The 14,585-nt window shown below is 62.9% G+C and carries 14 protein-coding genes; 4 read left to right on the top strand and 10 right to left on the bottom strand.

The features are described 5' to 3' along the window. Positions 1-6: 6 nt before the first annotated feature. From DYI37_RS00150 to DYI37_RS00115, 8 genes are all read right to left on the bottom strand, one after another. Positions 7-675, bottom strand: a complete 669-nt coding sequence (locus tag DYI37_RS00150; protein WP_116681193.1) for an SRPBCC family protein — start codon at positions 673-675, stop codon at positions 7-9. A 90-nt stretch (positions 676-765) separates the two neighbouring features. Next, the gene (locus DYI37_RS00145) at positions 766-1,590 is read right to left on the bottom strand and encodes a manganese catalase family protein (protein ID WP_116681192.1); all 825 of its coding nucleotides are present in this window, start codon (positions 1,588-1,590) and stop codon (positions 766-768) included. After that, on the bottom strand, positions 1,559-2,419 hold the full coding sequence (locus DYI37_RS00140; RefSeq protein ID WP_158555041.1) for a glycosyltransferase: 861 nt from the start codon (positions 2,417-2,419) through the stop codon (positions 1,559-1,561). The genes DYI37_RS00145 and DYI37_RS00140 overlap by 32 nt, the downstream gene beginning before the upstream one ends. After that, positions 2,419-3,000: a class I SAM-dependent methyltransferase gene (locus tag DYI37_RS00135; protein ID WP_116681190.1), complete on the bottom strand. Its 582-nt coding sequence runs from the start codon at positions 2,998-3,000 to the stop codon at positions 2,419-2,421. The genes DYI37_RS00140 and DYI37_RS00135 overlap by 1 nt, the downstream gene beginning before the upstream one ends. Then, a complete protein-coding gene (locus DYI37_RS00130; RefSeq protein WP_116681189.1) occupies positions 2,997-3,695 on the bottom strand; it encodes a PIG-L deacetylase family protein in 699 nt (232 codons plus the stop codon). The genes DYI37_RS00135 and DYI37_RS00130 overlap by 4 nt, the downstream gene beginning before the upstream one ends. Next, positions 3,692-4,840 carry an acyl-CoA dehydrogenase family protein gene (locus tag DYI37_RS00125; protein ID WP_116681188.1) on the bottom strand — a complete coding sequence of 383 codons (1,149 nt, stop codon included), beginning with the start codon at positions 4,838-4,840 and terminating at the stop codon, positions 3,692-3,694. The genes DYI37_RS00130 and DYI37_RS00125 overlap by 4 nt, the downstream gene beginning before the upstream one ends. 77 nt (positions 4,841-4,917) lie before the next feature. Continuing rightward, positions 4,918-5,760, bottom strand: a complete 843-nt coding sequence (locus DYI37_RS00120) for a Crp/Fnr family transcriptional regulator (RefSeq protein WP_245413752.1) — start codon at positions 5,758-5,760, stop codon at positions 4,918-4,920. 628 nt (positions 5,761-6,388) lie between these two features. Next, positions 6,389-7,456, bottom strand: a complete 1,068-nt coding sequence (locus DYI37_RS00115; RefSeq protein WP_116681186.1) for an SDR family oxidoreductase — start codon at positions 7,454-7,456, stop codon at positions 6,389-6,391. 98 nt (positions 7,457-7,554) lie between these two features. Between DYI37_RS00115 and DYI37_RS00110 the strand changes: the two genes are divergently transcribed. The 4 genes from DYI37_RS00110 to DYI37_RS00095 all read left to right on the top strand — a co-directional run bounded on the left by DYI37_RS00110 (position 7,555) and on the right by DYI37_RS00095 (position 10,413). Beyond that, positions 7,555-7,929 carry a winged helix-turn-helix transcriptional regulator gene (locus DYI37_RS00110; protein ID WP_116681185.1) on the top strand — a complete coding sequence of 125 codons (375 nt, stop codon included), beginning with the start codon at positions 7,555-7,557 and terminating at the stop codon, positions 7,927-7,929. Between the two features lie 114 nt (positions 7,930-8,043). After that, positions 8,044-9,003 (top strand): amino acid ABC transporter substrate-binding protein, encoded by a 960-nt coding sequence (locus DYI37_RS00105; protein WP_245413708.1) that lies wholly within the window; start codon positions 8,044-8,046, stop codon positions 9,001-9,003. 7 nt (positions 9,004-9,010) lie between these two features. Then, positions 9,011-9,685, top strand: a complete 675-nt coding sequence (locus tag DYI37_RS00100) for an amino acid ABC transporter permease (RefSeq protein WP_116681184.1) — start codon at positions 9,011-9,013, stop codon at positions 9,683-9,685. After that, positions 9,682-10,413, top strand: a complete 732-nt coding sequence (locus tag DYI37_RS00095; RefSeq protein WP_116681183.1) for an amino acid ABC transporter ATP-binding protein — start codon at positions 9,682-9,684, stop codon at positions 10,411-10,413. Before DYI37_RS00100 ends, DYI37_RS00095 begins: the two co-directional genes overlap by 4 nt. A gap of 818 nt (positions 10,414-11,231) precedes the next feature. Here the strand turns inward: DYI37_RS00095 and DYI37_RS00090 are convergent. Continuing rightward, positions 11,232-11,609: a hypothetical protein gene (locus DYI37_RS00090; RefSeq protein WP_116681182.1), complete on the bottom strand. Its 378-nt coding sequence runs from the start codon at positions 11,607-11,609 to the stop codon at positions 11,232-11,234. A gap of 191 nt (positions 11,610-11,800) precedes the next feature. Next, entirely contained in the window at positions 11,801-13,360 is a 1,560-nt protein-coding gene (locus DYI37_RS00085) for a hypothetical protein (RefSeq protein WP_116681181.1), read from the bottom strand. Positions 13,361-14,585: the final 1,225 nt, after the last annotated feature.

The following is a 14,585-nucleotide window of genomic DNA, read 5'->3' as shown; positions in this document are numbered from 1 at the left end:
GCCTCCTTATGAATCGTGTCGGGTTCGCCGCGAGGTCGAGACCTCGCCGGCTTCCATCAGCATCTTGAACCGCTTCATGTCGTGGCGTGCCTGCACGTGAGGCTCCCGTCTAAAGAGGTCGGCGACGGCCCGGCCGACCGCGCATGCGGGCGGGGTGTATTCGACGAGAGCGTCGACATAGGTCCCGCGTCCGGCTGAGGCATCGCGAAAATCGATCGCGCCTTTGGTTGCAATCTGGGATTGCGGCGTCGACTTCCAGGCGATTCGCTCGTTGCGCCTGTCCTCGATGACCTCGACCTCCGCGGTCACGGTCTGTCCGGCGGGTGCGGCGAACGTCCATGTCGAGACGTCGCCATTCACCTCGACGGCACGGATGTTCTCCATGAACCGGGGCAGGTATTTGAAGTCGCGCCAGAAGTCGTAGAGTTCGGCGCGGGGCCGATTGATGAGAACGCTCTTTCCAACGAAGGCCGGCGAGCCCTCCCCTTCACGTGACAGACGACGTGGCGCGTCGTCGTCGAACTCGCGGCGACGCTCTGCGGAGGAACTGGTAAGAAGCGGTTTGGCCGCGAAAGCAAGAAGCGCGATGGCCGTGCCGGCCGCCGCGAAGAGAGCGAAGCGAGGCAGTGGATCGTTGCGTCCCGTCCTTTGCCAATGTTCATACTGTTTCAACATCGACCGTCTCCGTAATCGCTGGTCGTCAAATTGGAGAGGCCGCCGCCTAGCCGCTCGGGACCCTGGGCGACGGTCGGTGAGGTAGAAACTTCAGATCTGCTCGGTCTGGGCGCCGGAATTGGGCCGGGCCTTGCCGAGATCGGGCTCCTGGCCTTCGGGAGCCGGCTGATCCACGATATGGAACTCGGCACGTCCGTCGAGCGAGGGACCGGAGGACCAGCGGCCTTCGGGGGCCTTCTTGTCGAGAAGCGTGTTCAGATAATAGTAGGAATGCTTCATCGCCTCGTGGTCCTGCGGCGTGGAATTGGGGATCGGCAGCGCGGCCGCCATACCGCCCAGTTCCTCGATCACCGCCAGCCATTGCTGCTGGTGATAGGTGTCACGGGCAATGAGGAAGGAGAGCATGTCCTTCATGCCCGCATCCGACGTCCAGTTATAGAGACGCGAGGCGAGCACGCGGCCGCCGGCCTCGGCGGTGGCGTTTGCCAGCATGTCCGCGCCGATATTGCCGGTCGCGTAGATATGGCTCATGTCGAAGGGCACGCCGTTTGCGTTCACCGGCATCGCCGACAAGCCGGAGGACAGGAGATGGCGCGGATTGGCGCCGCCGAGGATGGCGTTGACCACCGGGTCCTTGGCCGCTTCCTCCTGATCGGTGACCGGTGCGCCTTCGAGATTAAGCGCGACCGCATGGCCGAGGAACTCGATATGGGAGAGTTCTTCGGTCGCCGTCGAGATCAGCATGTCGCGGATGCGGCTGTCGCCCCGCGCGCCCATGGCCTGGAAGAAGTACTGCATCGCCACGCGGATCTCGCCTTCGATGCCGCCGATCGCCTGCTGGAGCAGCTTGGCGAACTGGGGATCGGGGGTGTCGACACGGACTTCATACTGAAGCTTGCTCGAATGATGGAACATCGTCGTCTCCTTTGGTGGACAGGGATGGAAGGTCCGGCCAGTTTCGGCGCGGCATCAGGGCCGACAATCGGCGCTCGAGTGCGAGGCATTCGCGTTCGAGAACGAATGCTTCGGCGATGAGTTGGGGCCCTGCGCGCGCGCGCAGGGCGATCGTGTGAGCCATTCCGCTGGGCGCCCGACCGCGTTGCCGACAGGATGCGATGACGACGGCGTCCCAGGGTCGTGCGACCCGAAAGCCGCCGCCGACCAAGGCTGCGGCCATCAGGCGGTCTTCATGGCAGGGGACAGGCGCGACACCGCCGACGGCGAGGTAAGCCGCCGCATGCCAGGCGATCAGCGCGCCAGGGCTCGTCCCATGGGCGGGGAACGGATTCCACGGGCAATCGGCGATTGCGGCCTCGATCAGCCCAAGCAGGGCATTGCGCCTGTCTTCGGCCGAGCCGTGCCGTCGGACGGCAAGAGGTAGAGCGGTGAACTCGCTCGCATTCGGGACGACCCTCCCGAAGACGGCGTCGGCGCGCCCGAGACCCCGCCAGATGGCGGCCGCGCTGCCGGGTGCGAGCGTGCAGTCGGCATCCATCGTGAAGAGAACCGACGCTCCTTCGTTCAGCGCGGCCGCGAGGCCAATGGCCCTTGCAGCGCCGACGCCGCCCTGAAGGACGGGTGTTTCGATGACCATGGCTCCTGCGGCCCTTGCGAGGTTGGCCGTCGCATCGGTGCAGCCATTGGCGACGACCAACGCTTCGAGGCCTTCGCGCTTCAGTGAGGCGAGCGCGCCGGGCAGGCAATCGGCTTCGTTGCAAGCCGGGATGACAGCGACGGCACGCATCAGGCTGAGCGCTCGCGAGGGGGCGTGAAGACGTCGATCCGATAGGAGTCGGTCCGCCGCACCGTGCGCGATCGCCGGCGGGACGCCTGGATGAAGGTTGCGATCGCATCCTCCCCGCTTAGCGCATGCCCCGTCTCGCCGCGCCATGCCACGGTGACGATGTCGGCGGCCGGATGGTCCCGGTCGAGATCCTCGGCGATCCTTGCGATGGCGGATGGGTCGAGGAAATAGAGGATCTCGCTCAAGAGCACGAGATCGTAGCCCGGCTGGCCCACCGGCTCCGGCAGTCGGCACGGCATGAAGCCTTCGACGAACCGGGCGGACGGAACCGCGATGCGGGCAGCGTCGAGCGCAGCAGGCACCGCATCGATCCCCGTATAGGACGCGCAGCGTGGGGCGATGCAGCGGGCGAGTTCGCCGTTGCCGCATCCGATCTCGAGGGCCGCGTCATAGCGCTGCCGGGGAAGAGCCTGCGCGACCGAAACGAAGCGTTCCGCCTCGTAAGGAGAGCCGCGGAAATTCCAGGGATCGTCCGTTTCGGCATAGAGGCCTTGAAGATGGGCAAGGTTCGCGGGCGTCATGGCGCGACCTGCAAGAAGATCTCGGGGGCCGCACAGAAGCGGTCGGCAAAGCCCGGCGGCATCCTGAAGCCTTCCGGATCGTCGGACACGACGAAGCCCATTTGGCTGCGATGGGCGCGGATCGCGGCGCGTTTGGCCTCGCGCCTTCGCGGCAGGTCGAGAGGCAGCCCCGCAGCCTCGCGGCCCTTCGACCAGTCGTGCCAACGCGACCAGACCGCGTAGGACCACATCCGCAAGGATGGCCTTGCGGTCGCCACTCGGTGGGCCGCATCAGCGCAGGCGACATGATCGCAATGGGGGTCCTCGGACGAGGCCGTGAGAAGCAGTTTCGCGCCGAGGCGATCCACCAGACGGCATACGTCCCGCGCAAGATCGCTTCCTGGTGCATGAACCCGGTGCGAGGCCGCGTCCGGATGCCCCATCCAAGTGACGTCGCGCACAGGATCTCCGCCGAGGCACCGCACCGCCAGCAGCAATTCCTCATGGCGCAGGGCCGCAAGGCGTGAAGGGGAAAAGCTGGAAGAGCCGGGATGGGACGCGGAACCGTCGGTCACACAGGCGACATGCGTTGGGATTCCCCTCAGCCAGCGTTCGGCGAGCAACAGACCGCAGGCAAGCGACTCGTCGTCAGGATGCGGCGCCAGAACAAGCAGAGGCGAGCCGGCGTCGAGGAGTTCGTCCACGGACCCGTTCATCGGAGCCTCCCCGGACCGATGTCCTCAGCCGTGCGCAATGCCCGATCCAGCTTGGCGTCGGGCGCCGCCTGGCGAAGGAACAGCGACAGATCGCGGCGCATCCGGTCGATCGACCCTTGACTGTCATGGGCGATCATACCGAGGCTGCGCTCGCAGAGGGCAAGAATGCGGATGCAGGCGCCTTCGACGGCCTCGCGGGCCATCAGGCCGTGCGCGACCGCTCGCTCGACGCCTTGGGGCGAGGCCTCCGCAGAGTGCTCCACCGCGTCGGCGGCGGCCTCGACTACCGCGCGGGCGGCAATGGTGTCGGCCATCGCGTGCCCGAGACGATCACGCTGAACCGGATCGTCGAGGCGGCCCATGCGGCGCAGCACCTCGATCCAGCGCTCGATGAGGCCCTCCGCCCCACCTACATGGGCGGCGCAATACCGCCAGACACCACCCTCGAACCAGGGTTCGGTCGTGAGCGCGCCGGCAGGGCCCACGAAACCCGTCTCATCGAGAACAAGTCCGGTCGCATCGAACGTGCCCGATCGGGATGCGCGCATGGCAGAGGCGGTCCAGGCCTCGTGGTCGTGTCGCGAAGGATTAGTCGCGGGAACGAGGAACATACGTGGCGGCGCACCGGCCGCCGCCCGCGCCGTGATGAGGGCGAGGTCCACATGACCCAGCCCCGATGCATAACGCTTGGACCCCGACAGGCTGACGTCCCCTTCGGCACGGTCCACCCATTCGAGCGGCTGCGCCCCGTCCGCACCCCAGACGCCGAGAAGCGCGCCTTCGCGGACGGCTCGGCGCATCGCATCGCGGGCCGGGCGCTCTGCGTGAATCTCGACGAGAATCGCAGCGTTGACATGACCCTCGACGAGGCGGGCAAGCGCGAGATCCGCGGCACCGATGTGGCGCAGCATATCCGAAAGAGGCCTCGCGGTTCCCCGAACCCAGCCGAGGCCCGAACCTTCCGGGGCAGGCAATACAGCCGAAAGCACGCCTTCCTTGCGTAGAAGGTCGATCGGACCGCCGAGATCGGGAAGATCGCGCCGAGCTGCGTCCGCTCTCGAGCGCAGACCGCCGAGGAGAGGAAGGATCGCCTCGCTGAGAGCGGTCGTTCCCGAAGCTTCGGATCGTCGATCGTGATGGCCCATTCGTCGTCCTGCAAGCGGTCGTTCGAGATGGGACAGCTAGCCGGATCGACGGCCGAACAAGCTTTTGTTTAACTTGTTTACTCCGTGCTCTCGGCGCCCTTTCGAAGTTCCAGATAGGCTGGGTCGAAGCTGGAATAACGCGCGAGACCGTCGGGGTCGGGCAGGCGAACGCGCCCGCGCTCCCATTCGAGAAGTCTTTCGGCTCGAAGGTCACGGACCGCATGGTTCACGTGGACAACGGAGTAGCCCAGAACGTCCGCAACGCCTCTCTGGTCGAGAGGCATCGCGAAACCGCCCGCATAGACCAGCCCGGCCGCGCCAAGGCGGGCATGCAACTCGCAGATGAAATGTCCGACCCGTTGCGTTCCCGGCAGAGCCGCCCGGGCAGCGACCCAGACGCGGTGGATCTTTGCGTCGATCAGCGTCTCCAGCCAGAGCAGCCGAGCGAGACGAGAATGATCCCGGGTGACCGCCTCCAGATGCTCGGCGGCGACGAAGTCGATCGTGCAGGGTCCGACGGCGATGATATCGTGATCGATATGCGAAAGGAGGAAGGAGTGGAGATCGACGAAGTCGCCCGCAACATGCAGGGCGCTGACGACCCGCTCGCTCCGCCCGATCCGGTGCGCCCGTATCGCCATGCCCTCGACCAACAGGCAGCTCCCGTCAGGAGCCGTGCCTTCTTCGACGATCCGCTCCCCGTCGGCGTATGTCCTTCGCGTTGCTGGCAAGCTTCGAAGAACAGTCCGCTCCTCGGCGGACAAATCGCGACGTCGCGACAGGCTGGTTTCAAGCCGAAACGTGCTCGCCAAAATGCGCTCCTTCAAAACGTCGAATAAGGGTCTTTTTGCGCACGGTCCGCGAAGACGAGGCGCCGCGGATCTCTCGCGGGGATCCGGTTTTGCCCGCAGCGGAAACATCTCGCGCAGAAGCGTTGAAACCCTCTTGTGGGGTGGGATGATAATGTCGATCATACCGTCTTCTACCAAAGTCTTTCGCGAGGACGACGGACGGGCAATACTGCTCTAAAGGAGGGATTCGAAGCGGCGACTTCCCGCGCATTTCGGTCCAGAAGACGCCGGAAGGCTTTCGGCCGGAATAACAAATCGGCCAGCATTCGATCGCATTTGAAATCAGTGCGATAGAGCCCAAACCGTCTTGCGACGTGGCGCTTTGTCGACCCTGATGTATCGGTTGCTTACCACTTTTTGTCCCCCTTGAAACCGACGAGCGATCGGAGTGGACCCGGCAGCTGGCATCGTCCAAGTCAGGGCGATGAGGACGGTCGCCGTCACCCTGTGGCGGATCAGGTCCGCGCGACGCTCACCGAAGATACCGGGCATCTTGATCCAGTGTCGGCTCGGAAGATCCGAAACTGGCTCGAGAGGCAGGCAGGTTCGCTCAGAACGGATGGCGATAGATAGGAGCGCGGCGCTCTTGCGTCACGAATTAAGCCATGACCAGCAGCCGGTCCGCCAGCTGTTCTTCGTTCGCTGCCCGTGTCCATCCGGAGGACCCTCACGGAGCCCCCGGATGCATAACTCGGCTTCATGAATTCGGGATGATCCGATCTGTACGAAGCTTTTCGAAGAGGTCGAAGAAGGCCTCGTCCGTCGCGATATAGCCGGTGAAACCGAGCCTTCGGCTCTTCGACATGTCGGTTACGACCTCAATCGGACGACCCAGATCGGCATCGGTATGCCAGGGAGAGGCTAGCCGGGTTAAATCGCGTTCCGCGAGGCCGTGGCGGTCGGCGATCTGCGCCCAAATCTCCGCGTCCTCGACCATCTGCTCTTCCAGCGGACGCTCGACACCGTCGAACTCTTCGGCCTCAATGCCGAACCAGTCGGCAATGCGGTGCCACATCCAGTTCCAGCGGAAGACATCGCCGTTGACGACGTTGAAGTCTTCGTTCTCGGCTGCCGGCGTCTCTGCGGCCCAGACGAGCTGACCTGCGAGTTGCCGCGTGTCGGTCATGTCCGTCAGGCTCTCCCATTGGACCTTCGAGCCCGGAAAACGGAAGGGGCGTCCGGTTTCCTTGCAGATTGTGGCATAAACGGCCAGCGTCTGCCCCATGTTCATTGCGTTCCCGAGGGCCTTCCCGATGATCGTGTGCGGACGGTGAATGCTCCAAGTGAAGCCGTCGGTCTTTGCGGCGGCGAACACCTCGTCTTCCTGCGCGTAATAGAAGTTTTTTACGTCGAGCCGGCCTTGGTTCTCACGGAACGGCGTCTTTGGCAGTTCGCCCTTCCCATAGGCCTCAAAGGGGCCGAGATAATGCTTGAGGCCGGTCACAAGCGCGACGTGTCGCACCGACTTCTTGACGCGAAGCACATCGAGAATGTTCTTCACCATCGCAGAATTGACACGGATATTCTCCTCCTCGGTTTCCTGCCTCAGCCAGGTGGTGAGGAACACGGTTTCGGGCGCGATCCCATCGAGCGCCTTTTCGAGCGTTTCGGGTTTTAGAAGATCGGCGGCGACGGGCGTGACGCCGTCTTGATCACCTGGGTGGCGAGCGAGCCCGTACACCTCGTAGCCCTGCGAAACGAGCTTCTCTGCGGCTGCGCTGCCCTGAATGCCGGTGACACCGACGACGAGTGCGGTCTTGGTCATGATGAACTCCGTGACTGTCTGCGACGAGAGCTAGGCAGAGACGCAGTCCGCAGCTAGACGGAACCGAATTGGGACATAGGCACCAGAAGGTAACCACCATGGACAAAGGATCCGATGAAACCGAATGGCGTGAGGATTGCTCACCTCGCCGCATTCTGGAGCTGTTCTCGACGAAGTGGACGAGCATGGTGCTGCACACCCTTCACGCCCTCCACCAGGGACGGGCGCGCAACGGCGTCCTCCATCGCAGTCTTCCGGGCATATCGAAGAAGATGCTCACCCAGACATTGCGCGAAATGGAGGCGAGCGGCCTCATCAGCCGCCACGTGGCGGGCACCGTCCCGCCCGCCGTCGAGTACAGGCTGACGGAACTGGGACACCGGTTCGTGGAGCCCGTCGAACTGCTCTACGATTGGGCCCGCCGGAACGACGATGCCTTGGATAGGCTCGGCTCGCGCAAGATGCGATCATAGCCAGCGAACGACTTCGAACAGGCGTGGTCATGAAGACCAGCATTTTCTATTTCAGAGATGAGATCGATCGCACGGCTTGGCTCGGCATAGTGCAGCATCGGATCCGATTCGAAGATGCATCATGAAGCGTTCTATCATGGGAAGCCAACCTATGAGGCGCCTTCGTTCAATGAACTCATGCGGTTCGTAGAAGGCCTTCCATCCGTTTTTGAAGCGCCTAGTTCAACGGTCGAAGCCCAAAACCAGGTGCAACATGAAAATTCATGGTCCATCCTGGCCGAATACTCCGCGAAAGTCCGTGCCATGACCCTTTCGATGTTGCGATCCGCTCTTTTTGCAGCGATGATTCTCGTCACTGCGCCCACCATTGCGCAGGAGAGCGAACAGCCGATCCGCGTCGGCATGTCGGGCGGTTATTTCCCTTTCACCTTCGTTCGCAACGACGAACTCCAGGGGTTCGAGGTCGACCTGATGAATGCGATCGGAGCCGAGATCGGTCGCAATGTCGAGTTCGAGACGATGTCCTTTTCCGGCCTGATCGGAGCTCTTCAGGCGGGCCGGATCGATACGATCGGCAATCAGATTACCATCACGCCCGAGCGGGAGGAGGCGTTCGCCTTCAGCGAACCCTACGTCTACGATGGGGCCCAGATCGTCGTGAAGGCTGGTAACGAGGACACGATCAAGGACACTAGAGATCTCTCCGGCAAGACGGTCGCGGTGAATCTCGGTTCGAACTTCGAGCAGCTTCTTCGCGAACTGCCGAATGCGGACGACATCGATATCCGGACCTATGAGAGCAATATCGAACAGGACACAGCGCTCGGGCGGACCGACGCCTTCGTGATGGACCGGGTTTCCTCCGCGCAGGTCATTGCGGAAAGCCCATTGCCGCTCGCGCTCGCCGGACAGCCTTTCAGCGAAATCCGCAACGCCTATCCGTTCCGCGATACCGAAGAAGGACGCGAACTTCGAGACGAAGTGAACGGTGCGCTCGATCGGTTGCGTGAGAACGGGACCTTGAGCAAGATCTCTGAAAAGTGGCTCAGTTCGGACGTGACCACGCCGCAATAGGCCTGTCATGCGCGCGCTCGATTACGAGTATATGCTGGGGCTGGTCCCCATTCTCCTCGGCTACGTCCCGTTGACACTGATGATGGCGGGGATCGCGATGGCGTGCGCCCTCGTTCTTTCCTCGCTTCTGGCGATCGAGCGCGTCATCAAAGTTCCGGTTCTCGACCGCTTCGTCGTCCTCTTCATCTCGTTCTTTCGCGGCACGCCGCTTCTCGTCCAGCTCTTCCTTTTCTATTACGGGCTTCCGCAGGTCTTCGCCTTCCTAACTCAAATCGACGGCGTGACTGCTGCGATCATGGGCCTGACCCTGCACTTCTCTGCTTATATGTCCGAGAGCATTCGCGCGGCGATCGTCGGTATCGACAGAAGCCAGTGGGAGGCGAGCGAGGCGATCGGCATGACGCGCTTGCAGATGATGCGGCGGATCATCCTTCCCCAGGCAACGAGAGTCGCCGCGCCGACCCTGGTCAACTATCTGATCGACATGATCAAAAGCACTTCGCTCGCTTTCACGCTCGGGGTCACCGAAATGATGGGGGCGACACAGAAGGAAGCTGCCGGCAGCTTCCTCTATTTCGAGGCGTTTCTCGTGGTTGCAGTCCTCTACTGGATCATCGTCGAAGTGTTGAGCTTCTTTCAGAAGCGGCTCGAAACCTATCTCAACCGGGCCTACGCGCGATGATCCGCCTGTCGAGCCTGACGAAGCGTTTCGGTGAGCAGACCGTTCTGGACGGGATCGATCTCTCGATCGAAGAGGGCGAACGGGTCGTCGTCATCGGTCCTTCCGGCACCGGCAAGTCGACGCTCCTGCGCTGCATCAACTTTCTCGATCGTCCCGATCATGGGTCGATCAAAATCGGGGATCTCACGGTCACCGCCGAACGAGCGAACCGCCGGGGGATATTGGCGCTGCGACGCCGAACCGCTTTCGTCTTCCAGAACTATTCACTTTTTGCGAACAGAACAGTGCGCGAGAACATAACCGAAGGACTGATCGTCGTTCGGGGCTGGCCCGCTTCGAAAGCACGCGAAAGAGCGGACGAAATCCTTCGAGATATCGGCCTCTCCGACAGGGCAGAGGCCTATCCGTCGGCGCTGTCCGGAGGTCAGCAACAGCGTGTTGGAATCGGACGCGCGATGGCGCTCGACGCCGATCTTATGTTGTTCGACGAGCCGACATCGGCGCTCGATCCGGAATGGGTCGGCGAGGTCCTCGATCTGATGCGCCGTGTCGCGGAGACGAGGCAGACAATGCTGATCGTCACCCACGAGATGCAGTTCGCCCGAGAGATCGCCGATCGCATCGTCTTCATGGATGCCGGGCACATCGTCGAGATGGGATCGCCCGCCGCAATCTTCGACGATCCGAAGGATCGCAGAACAAAGAATTTCCTGCGCCGGGTCAGTTGAACAGCGACAAGCCAGCTTCCAACCCGGAATTCGGGTGCGATCATCTAAACGCTGCGACGGACAAATATGCAGAGTGTGGACCGCCGAGCAATTCTCGAACGCCGTGTCGTCATCAGAACGCGCGGATCGAGACATCGACGCTCGGCAGAGATACCAACACGGTCGGCTGAACAGACCTAGGCTGACATGCGAGTTTGTCCGACAGCCGTCCATCGATACGTCGCACGCCTCGTTCCGGATGGTCCGCGCATCCTCAGCCTTGTTTCTGGAGGGAGACTATCGCGAGCATTCACTGCGAACCATCCGACGCGTCGATCCCATTGCCTCGATTTCGGGTCCGCTTCTTCAAACGACGATCGGCGAGCGCGACGCCAAACGTGGCCTGGAAATCATTTCCAGCGTTTCCGATCCGCATTTTGATAGAAGCGATTCATCTCCTCAGATTTACGATTCTCCCGCAAACGACGTTTGTGAGATTTTTGATTCTGAAGTCAGGAGTAACGGGCACGACCTTCGATGCGGGTGCAAACGTCGTTCGATCGCATGACGCCGGATCGGCTGGTTTCCAACGTCCGGGCGACGTCGATCAGAACGAGGCTGAAGACCGATCGACAAGCGGCGCCTGCCGAGGTCAGGGAACGTAAGGACGGGTGCCAAGGCATCGACAGTACCGAACGTCGGTCATGGCAACGGAGGCAACGAACGAGTTCCGAGGCAGCTCGTGCCGATAGAGACGAGATCCACGAAGGCGGCGGCGTTTTGGATCGGCCGACATTCGGATCGCCGTCGGGTGACGTTCCCGATGGCGGACACCTCGCTCAACGGTCGTCGCCGAACATCTCGTCGAAGTCGGGCCTGTCCTTCAGGTGCCCCTTGCCCCGGAAGGCCCAGCCCGCTTCGTACCTGTCGTAGATCTCCTCGATCCGTTCGGCGGCCTTCGCCTCGTCGAACCCCTGGTCGATTAGCATGGGCAGGACATCGTTGTAGAGCTGTCTGAACGCGGCCGCCTTGTTGTTCGCCGTCAGTCCGCTGAACAGCCAGAACAGAACCGTCCGCGCGACATCGTCGCGGGAGGGCTTGCGCTCCTTGCGCTGCCGTTCCCGAAGCGCCTGCTGGTAGGCACGCTGTTTGGCGAGCCGCTTCTCGCGGGCGTCGTCCTCGAGCTGCGTGTTCCGGGTGGATGATGATCGGGCCATGTCTCATGTCCTCGTCGGATTCGGCCTGCGGCGGGCCTGCTTGTGGCTCAGGCTGGAGAAGGTGGCGGTCTGGAAGCGGACGGATCGGCAGGCGGGCCGGACACTCGCTCGAGCGTTGGCTGCGGCGCCAGGACGGCCGGCCTCCGCTCCCGTCGCTTACACGACGGAAGCGGAGGCAGTTCGCGTCCTGATCAGACGAAGGCCTGCGGGCCCGAGGCGCCGTTCCCGGATCCCGTCCCGTTCCGCGCCACGAACGGCATGACGGTGCCCGACCTCTCCGTCGATCCCGTCTGCTCGTCGTCATCGACGCCGTCGAACTCGTTGTCGTCTTCGATCCCGCGGCTGCCGTGCGCGAGCGCGGCGTTGTCGCCCTCGTTCTGGTTCTCGTTCACGGCCTCGTTCCGGGCGTCGGCTTCGTCCGGCTGCGCGGCGGGGCCGACGCCGCCGTCGAGGATGAAGCCGAGCGTCGGCAGCACCTCGTCGGTGACGTACGTCTTCAGAACGGTGGCCTCCACCCAGTCGCTGTAGCCGAGGCGCTCGAGCAGTTTGAGCGCGGCCGCCCAGCGTTCGTCGGCGGGCGGCAGGTGGCGCAGCGCCTGGCTGCCCGAGAGCGAGGCCGGGTCGACATCGCAGACGAGCTCGGTGAGGTCGCGGCAGGCGATCCGTGCGATCGGCGCGAGGGCTTCGACCAGATCGCCCTTCTTCAGCCGCTTCGTGCCCGCTGCCTCGAGCGCTTCGAGGAACGCGTTCCGGATCGTCTTGACGTTGGCCGCGACAGCCTTCGTCTGGCGGCTCACCTTCGCCCGGGCGATCGCCTTCAGCTCGGCGAGACCGCCACCCGCCGCGATGTCGCCGTTCGCGTCCGGGGTGTTGCCCTTCACGAGGTCCTCGACCTCGCGGACCTTCATCGGCGTTCCCGCCTCGAAGGCGTGGATCACCTGATCGACCTGCTCGGGCGTTGCCCGGGTCAGCTTGATGAGCACGGTCGGCGTGACCTGGTGCCTGATCAGGTCCTCACGGCGCCCACCGAGGGTCGCGTGCACCTTGATCCAGTTGTCGGCGCTCTTGTAAGACAGCCCACAGAGCTTCGGTACGGCCTCCTTCCAGTCCGTCTCGTCCGGGATGTCGTTCTTGATGATCTCGAACTCTCGGCCGAGGTCGAACGTGTTCTCCGCCGTCTTGCGTCCGATCGCGTCGATCTCCGCGACGCTCGTCAGAACCCGTGCCTTCGCCTCCGCCGCGAGGCGGTCGAGGTCGAAGGACTGGCGCTCGGCCTTCGCCTTGCCCTTCGCCTTCCGGGCGGCCTTCCCGTTCGCCTCCTCCTCGTCGCTCTCGCGCGCGTCACGTGCGCGGTCCTTCTTTGCCCTGCGGGCATCCATGTCCTTGCGGACCCGGGAGGGCTTCGCCTTGCCGACCGCCTTCGCCTTCGCCTTCGCGGAGCCGCGGGTCTTCGCCTTCCTTGAGGGGGCCTCTTCCTCCGCGTTCGCCTGCGCTGCCGCGTCCTCCTCTTCGGCATTCGCCTGCGCAGCCTCGTCGGTGCTCTCTCCGTCGTCTGCGACGCCGTTCGTCTGCGCGCTCACGCCCTCGGCTGCGCTGGTGTCCGCGTCCGCGTCCGCGTTCCTGTCCATGTCCTCGCTCTCTTCCATGTCTGCCATGCCTCCCATGGCGATCGGCGTCGCGGCGGCTGCCACGTCATCGGTCGCCTGCGCCCCGGTCTCGCCCGGGGCGTTCGAGTTCTGCTCGTCGCTCATTCAAGATCCTTTCAGTTGTCGCATGCAACGTTCCACGACAGCCTTGATGCTGACACGGACCCTCAAGGTTGTCCAATCGGAAATCGGGCTATATTGTTGACAAGACACAGGGAAGGCCGCTCAATACATGGCGATGTACTTACCTTCGCCCGATGCCGCCACTCATGATTGCCTTGTATTCCGTCAAAGTGGACAAAAGTATATTTTTGCGCGCACCCTCGACTTATCGCCCGCAAAGCATCCCTCAGAATAGGCAACCCCGCAGTTCCAGGCTTCGGCGAATGTCAAGTGGCGTGATTCAGCCCAAAACGGGGGTTGGCGAACCCTCCGGCTGACAGTCGCTCGGCGACGCAACGGCAGCCAAAACGGCGCTCATGACGCCGTGCCGCCCATCGTTTACGTGAAGGCGATATTCCCTCAAGTTCTGCCCGTCTGTGAGGTCCTGCGCGGACGGGCGACGTCGGGGTCGATGTCGTGCCTGCATGAGAAGAGTGGCATCGTTCCGGGTGGTCACGCTTCGACGCCACCGTGGTGCCTGTGGTCATGTCAGACTGCTGCCGGGTCGCTTTGGTGTTCCGCTGTTTCGGCGTCGGTCGAACGCTCTCGGATCACACGCGAACCCGGCACCGACATAACGGCGTGAGCGGCTGAATCGGAGATCTCGAGTTCAGAAACGCTTGTCTCGGATCCGGAATCGTTTGCGCGATGGTCTGAATCGCAAATCTCGATCTCTGCAACGCAAATGCGCAACGTGTTTCAAGTGATCTCGACTTGCCCGCGACTTGAGAGGAGTTGTCGGAGACCGATCCCGCGGTCAGGACACTGCGATAATCGGGGTGCCGTCCGTTGCTGCGAAGGCAGGACGTTCCGGGCGCGGCGTCGATGGGCAGCCAATCAGTTCTGCGACGGCAGGAATCGCTTTTATCGAAGACTGAAACACAAATCTGGACGTCTGCAACGCCCGTATCGGGTTCTGAATCGACAATCAGAGGGCGAGAATCGATTGCGCGGACATTGGCAACGCAAATGCGTAACGTGTTTCGATTAATCTCGAAGTGTTCGTGACCTGAGATCGGTTGCAAGGACCTCAAGTCGCGTTCTCGTATTGTTCTCCCGTCTGCGCTTCCCCGCTGCGCCGCCTCCTATCGATCCATTGATCCTTCGATCCATGACGTCGGGTGGATGAATCGACAGATCGGAACGCTCGAAGGCGACCCGTGGTGTG

This window comes from Fulvimarina endophytica (genome assembly GCF_003403015.1).
GTDB classification, from domain to species: Bacteria; Pseudomonadota; Alphaproteobacteria; order Rhizobiales; family Rhizobiaceae; genus Fulvimarina; species Fulvimarina endophytica.
Note: the sequence above shows the minus strand (reverse complement) of the source record. Positions and strands in the feature narration are given on the sequence as shown.

What these genes read in the sequence shown, in the direction of transcription:
- DYI37_RS00140 (WP_158555041.1), bottom strand. Translation starts at nt 2,419, where the DNA reads ATGCGTGCCGTCGCTGTCATCCCGGCTTGCAACGAAGCCGATTGCCTG.
- DYI37_RS00135 (WP_116681190.1), bottom strand. Translation starts at nt 3,000, where the DNA reads ATGACGCCCGCGAACCTTGCCCATCTTCAAGGCCTCTATGCCGAAACG.
- DYI37_RS00095 (WP_116681183.1), top strand. Translation starts at nt 9,682, where the DNA reads ATGATCCGCCTGTCGAGCCTGACGAAGCGTTTCGGTGAGCAGACCGTT.
- DYI37_RS00105 (WP_245413708.1), top strand. Translation starts at nt 8,044, where the DNA reads ATGCATCATGAAGCGTTCTATCATGGGAAGCCAACCTATGAGGCGCCT.
- DYI37_RS00110 (WP_116681185.1), top strand. Translation starts at nt 7,555, where the DNA reads ATGGACAAAGGATCCGATGAAACCGAATGGCGTGAGGATTGCTCACCT.
- DYI37_RS00120 (WP_245413752.1), bottom strand. Translation starts at nt 5,760, where the DNA reads ATGTTTCCGCTGCGGGCAAAACCGGATCCCCGCGAGAGATCCGCGGCG.
- DYI37_RS00125 (WP_116681188.1), bottom strand. Translation starts at nt 4,840, where the DNA reads ATGGGCCATCACGATCGACGATCCGAAGCTTCGGGAACGACCGCTCTC.
- DYI37_RS00130 (WP_116681189.1), bottom strand. Translation starts at nt 3,695, where the DNA reads ATGAACGGGTCCGTGGACGAACTCCTCGACGCCGGCTCGCCTCTGCTT.
- DYI37_RS00085 (WP_116681181.1), bottom strand. Translation starts at nt 13,360, where the DNA reads ATGAGCGACGAGCAGAACTCGAACGCCCCGGGCGAGACCGGGGCGCAG.
- DYI37_RS00145 (WP_116681192.1), bottom strand. Translation starts at nt 1,590, where the DNA reads ATGTTCCATCATTCGAGCAAGCTTCAGTATGAAGTCCGTGTCGACACC.
- DYI37_RS00100 (WP_116681184.1), top strand. Translation starts at nt 9,011, where the DNA reads ATGCGCGCGCTCGATTACGAGTATATGCTGGGGCTGGTCCCCATTCTC.
- DYI37_RS00115 (WP_116681186.1), bottom strand. Translation starts at nt 7,456, where the DNA reads ATGACCAAGACCGCACTCGTCGTCGGTGTCACCGGCATTCAGGGCAGC.
- DYI37_RS00090 (WP_116681182.1), bottom strand. Translation starts at nt 11,609, where the DNA reads ATGGCCCGATCATCATCCACCCGGAACACGCAGCTCGAGGACGACGCC.
- DYI37_RS00150 (WP_116681193.1), bottom strand. Translation starts at nt 675, where the DNA reads ATGTTGAAACAGTATGAACATTGGCAAAGGACGGGACGCAACGATCCA.